The sequence below is a fragment of the Pedobacter sp. genome, from assembly GCF_035566355.1.
Classification (GTDB): Bacteria; Bacteroidota; Bacteroidia; order Sphingobacteriales; family Sphingobacteriaceae; genus Pedobacter.
Genome location: NZ_DATMRL010000016.1, coordinates 1 through 2,310, shown reverse-complemented (window position 1 = coordinate 2,310; position 2,310 = coordinate 1). Strand labels below are relative to the sequence as shown.

Sequence of the window (2,310 nt, the reverse complement as noted above, 5' to 3'; positions counted from 1 at the left end):
CGTCGCACTTCCCAGTACATACCAAAAATGCAAATACTGCGTACAGACTAATGTGGTAAGAAAGTCAAAGATTGAGGCCGAAAGTGAGGCGACCTGTGCCTTTAGAAAAGTCGCCATATCAGGTAATACTTAATTTAATAATAATTTGCAACAGTATGTTGGCATAGACGCCGGCAAGAATATCATCAAACATCACACCCCAACCTCCAGGCCACTTTTCCAGACGTCTTATAAACAGGGGTTTTACGATATCGAAAAAACGAAATAAAACCAGTCCAATAAGAACATTTAAAGGAGTTACCGGAACCCAAAGCAGTGTAATACACATTCCGGCAACTTCATCGATCACCACCCGTTGGTGGTCTTTTCCCCAAATAGCTTCTACGATATTTGCAGACCAGATCCCAAGTGCTGTAATCGCAAGTGTAATCAGTAAAGCAGGTACATATTGTGCTCCATTCATCTGCGCGTAATACCAGACGATACAGGTTGCAGCTGCTGCTGCTGTTCCCGCACCTTTGCCGATATACCCTATTCCAAGGCTGGTAGATGTAATTTTATGAAACAACATTTTTCTCTTTACTTTTAATATTAATACCTCAATGTTCAATCCGTCAATTGAGGTTTTTCTCTAAAATTCTGTACTTCCGGTACAATTCACCTCCGATTTGTTCTATGGGTTTATTGATCAGATCATTGTGGTCCAATGTCCATGAAGCCTCGGCGTAAGTCATTTTTTTCTTTTGGAATGCCTGGATGATCAAGCCATACAAACAAGCCTCAATCCCCATTTTCCGGTAACCATCTACTACACCAAGAAGAAGAATACGAATACCTTGAATTTTGCTTTTTTGTGTAAGCAGCTTATATAATCCAGTAGGGAAAAGCCGGCCTCTTTTGATCTTGATCAGCACCTGATTAATATCGGGTACAGCCAAAGCAAAACCAACGATCTTTCCGTCCTGTTCTGCCAGCAGACAGAAATCAGGATCCATGATCATCTTTAAATCTTTTGCGGTGTAATCAAACTCCTCATTTGTCATAGGAACAAAACCAAGATTTTTATCCCATGCTTTATTGTAAACTTCACGGATAGCTGCAGCTTCCTGCTTGAAGTTCTTAACATTGATTTTTCGAATAACAATATTACTTCTTGTCAAACGCTCCTGTAATGCAGTCACCAATTTGGAGGATCTGTCGTTATAATTACCCGCAGTGAACCGATACGCCCTCAGGTCGACTTTTTTATGAAAACCTGCTTTTTCCAGCAAAGAAAGGTAATAAGGTGCATTGTATGGCATCATAGCCACCGGAGGGCCATCAAAACCTTCAATCAACAAAGCACATATATCATTGGTAGAAAAATTAACCGGGCCTACCATGGTATCCAGTTTCCTTTCTTTCAGCCAGTTGGCTGCAGTATTCAGAAGGAGGTCTGCAGTTTCCTGATCATTAATACAATCAAAAAAACCAAAGAAACCATCATTTACCCCATTAACAGTATTGTGGTTATTATTTTGTATAGCTGCTATTCTGCCTACAATACGCTCTCCGTCATAGGCCAAAAAAGTCTGTAAAGAAGAATGCTTATGAAAGGGATGCTTACCCGGGGTAAGCATATCTTGTTGCGCTATGAATAATTCAGGAACATAATTCGTATCCGCTTTATACAGTTCATGTGGAAAATCAATAAATTTTCCCAGTTGTTTCTTGTTACTAACAGCAACTATATGTTTCATAAACTAACCTTAACTGGAGTAAGTTCAACAGCCTTAAATGCTTCATAAAGTTTCTCTACAGCTTCTTCAATTTGCGCAAAAGAATGCGTTGCCATTAAAGAGAATCTGATTAAAGAAGAATCAGAAGGTACAGCCGGAGATACAACAGGATTAACAAAAATACCGTTGTTATGAAGAATATTTGTAATCAGGAAAGTTTTATCATTATCCCTGATATATACCGGAATGATCGGGCTATCCGTATGGCCAATGTCAAAACCAGCTTCTAAAAGCAATTTTTTAGCGTAATTGGTATTGTCCCATAGTTTATCAATTCTTTCAGGCTCAGACTCGATAATATCTAAGGCCGCAATAACACTTGCAACGGCACTCGGTGGCATACTTGCGCTAAACATCAGCGCACGTGCACGATGCTTAATAAACTCGATAGTTTCTTCATTAGCCGCAATAAATCCTCCGAGAGAAGCCAGTGATTTACTAAAAGTACCCATGATCAGATCTACCTTATCCGTAAGTCCAAAATGCGAAGCAGTTCCTGATCCGTTAAAACCAATAACCCCTAAACTATGGG

At 39.7% G+C, this 2,310-nt stretch carries 3 protein-coding genes; all 3 read right to left on the bottom strand.

The window, feature by feature from the left end; all coding sequences use genetic code 11:
- Positions 1-118 precede the first annotated feature (118 nt).
- Entirely contained in the window at positions 119-571 is a 453-nt protein-coding gene (locus VNZ46_RS00580; protein WP_316836160.1) for a phosphatidylglycerophosphatase A, read from the bottom strand.
- Positions 572-614: 43 nt separating this feature from the next.
- Complete coding sequence (locus tag VNZ46_RS00575) at positions 615-1,739, bottom strand: hypothetical protein (protein WP_325558120.1); 1,125 nt, start codon at positions 1,737-1,739, stop codon at positions 615-617.
- Positions 1,736-2,310 (bottom strand): aminotransferase class I/II-fold pyridoxal phosphate-dependent enzyme (locus VNZ46_RS00570; RefSeq protein ID WP_325558119.1); only part of this gene is annotated, 575 nt, incomplete at its 5' end. The genes VNZ46_RS00570 and VNZ46_RS00575, both read right to left, overlap by 4 nt.

Excerpts from the sequence above, each read along its gene's own strand:
- VNZ46_RS00580 (WP_316836160.1), bottom strand. The coding sequence starts at position 571 with ATGTTGTTTCATAAAATTACATCTACCAGCCTTGGAATAGGGTATATC.
- VNZ46_RS00575 (WP_325558120.1), bottom strand. The coding sequence starts at position 1,739 with ATGAAACATATAGTTGCTGTTAGTAACAAGAAACAACTGGGAAAATTT.